We start from the raw sequence: 2,268 nt of genomic DNA on the forward strand, positions 1-2,268 counted from the left end.
CCGCAGTCGCCGTCAAAGATCAGCGTTGATCGGGGCATGTCAGGTCACTCAGGCGATTCGGGGGAGGCAGCTGCCTCGGCGGCCTGCTGCTCAGCGATCTGGCGGCGAATGTCGTCCATGTCGATGTCCTTGACCGCGACGACGAGCTTGTCGAACTCCGCTGCGGGCAGGGCACCTGGCTGGGCAAAGACGAGTACTCCCTCACGGAAGGCCATCAGAGTTGGGATCGACGTGATCTGAGCGGCGGCGGCCAGGGCCTGCTGCGCCTCGGTGTCCACCTTGCCGAAGGTTATGTCCTCGTACTTCTCCGACGCAGCTTCGAAGACCGGCCCGAATTGCTTGCATGGTCCACACCATTCGGCCCAGAAATCGACAAAGACGATGTCACTGCCGAGGACCGTGGAATCGAAGTTTTCGGTGGTGAGCGTCGTGGTAGCCATACGTGTCTCCATTTCCGTATACCTAGCGGGGTATCTGTTCCAACACAGGCTCGGCGCCTGCCATTCCTGCCAACGAGACTAGCGAGTCGTCATTCCCCCCGGCGAGCGACGCTGGTGCCGAGGCGGCGTAGCGGATCGTGACCGCCGTGCTTGAGGCAGCCTTGCGGCGGAGCAGCCACCACAGTCGAGCGCAGCTGCCGTTGTCCGAACGGCGCCGACAGCTCAGTTGCCGGGACCAGTCCGCGGCCGCTCCGCGCAACGGGCGACAGCAGCGGGGCGCATCACCTTCTATTGGGGACTCAAGCGACGCGATTCGCAAGCCGCGACCTTCGCCCGGGGGGGGTTGCGAACCCGTCGAGTCGGTCGTATCGCAGGTTCCTGTCATCGAAGGCAGCCGCGCAACAGTTTGGTGCGTCGGCTGCCACCATCAAGACGATCAAGAAGTACCTCGCCGGCAAGCATCTACGTGGAGTCGTCGATAAGTCCCGACTATTCCTTCGGTCAAGGGCTCGGTAGGGAAATTCAATCGCGCGTTCCACCGGCCAATTCGCACTGCGGTCGAAGGGGGATTCCGCTTCTGGGTACCGCAGCGCATCCCCCGGGTTCCGACCCGGATCGGCAAGCTCGCGCCGGACCGCATCTGGTTGAGTCAGCGTCAGACCGGCGGTTCCAGGTCCGCGGCAACGGGGTTGCCGCGGCAGGCGCGATCGGGCACCCCACCAACGAATGAAGGAACAGTCGTCGGCTGCGCGAAAATCCGCAACACACCCGACAGCGCGTATTTCATGTCCTTCGGCCAAGGTGCCAAGGCCTACGGCATTGACTCGCTGCGGGGACGCAGCAACGCGAGCACGCGGGGAGATATCCGGACCCGTCCACCCATCGGGGTGATAGCGCAGGGGTCGGGTTACTCAAACGCCTTCGTTCGCGAGGCACGCGCGTGCCTGGGGTTCAATGCCTCGGCACACCGGGTGGAGACCGACGGAGTCCGGCAGTTGGCTTCCGGCGACGAAGGCAACCTCGACGTTCAGATGGTGTTGGGCACCCTCGCCCGCGGCTACCGCGTACCCGTCTTTGAGAGCACCGGCGTCATGACGAACTTCCTCGCACCGGTCGCTGCCCTGGATAGCACAGCACCGCCTCAGGTTCTGACAAATTCCTACGGGCAATGCGAGCGCGAAGTCACCCCACCTGCGCGTCGACTCACCGAGTCCGTTTACCTGCGGCTCGCCCTGATTGGCACCAGCGTGCTGGTCGCGAGCGGTGACCGCGGGTCGTCAGGCTGCATCAACAACGAGACTGGGCAAGGACCAACCGGGCGAGCGGTCTCCTACCCGTCCTCGTCCCCGTGGGTGACCGCCGTTGGTGGAACCCGGATCGTGCTCAACAAGGCAAATCACCGGGTCGCCGAATACGCCTGGAACGATTCGCCGTGGGGAAACGAGACTGCCGGTGGTGGCGGATCCTCGATCCTCTTCGGTAGGCCGAACTGGCAATCGAAGAATGAGACCCACACCAATCGACGCAGTGTCCCCGATCTCAGTGCGCACGCCTCGGGAGCACCGGGTTGGCTCGTGTTCGGGGTTGGGGTGGTGTCTGGGACCAGTGCGGCGACTCCGCTGGTCGCCAGTGGTGTCGCGCTGCTCAACGAGGAGCTGGCACGCAAGGGTCAGGCGCCGATGGGACCGCTCAACCCGTGGCTCTACCAACTACCGCGCAGAGCGACGTTCGACATTACGAAGGGCAACACGGATCTGCACAACAACGGCTGTTGTACCGCTAGGAAGGGCTACGACCAGGCGACTGGCATCGGCTCACCGAATTTCAG

General features: G+C 63.9%; 3 protein-coding genes. 2 read left to right on the plus strand and 1 reads right to left on the minus strand.

Annotated elements, in window-relative coordinates; genetic code table 11:
• Positions 1 to 44: 44 nt before the first annotated feature.
• Entirely contained in the window at positions 45 to 440 is a 396-nt protein-coding gene (gene trxA, locus KAZ48_10055; GenBank protein ID MBP7973133.1) for a thioredoxin, read from the minus strand.
• 291 nt (positions 441 to 731) lie between these two features.
• Between trxA and KAZ48_10060 the strand changes: the two genes are divergently transcribed.
• Both KAZ48_10060 and KAZ48_10065 read left to right on the plus strand, forming a co-directional pair.
• Positions 732 to 956 (plus strand): hypothetical protein, encoded by a 225-nt coding sequence (locus KAZ48_10060; GenBank protein ID MBP7973134.1) that lies wholly within the window; start codon positions 732 to 734, stop codon positions 954 to 956.
• 269 nt (positions 957 to 1,225) lie between these two features.
• Positions 1,226 to 2,268, plus strand: a 1,043-nt coding sequence (locus tag KAZ48_10065) for a S53 family peptidase (protein ID MBP7973135.1), incomplete at its 3' end; no start/stop codon positions are given.

It is taken from the genome of Candidatus Nanopelagicales bacterium, assembly GCA_018003655.1.
Lineage (GTDB): Bacteria > Actinomycetota > Actinomycetes > S36-B12 > UBA10799 > JAGNDY01.

Excerpts from the sequence above, each read along its gene's own strand:
- trxA (MBP7973133.1), bottom strand. The coding sequence starts at position 440 with ATGGCTACCACGACGCTCACCACCGAAAACTTCGATTCCACGGTCCTC.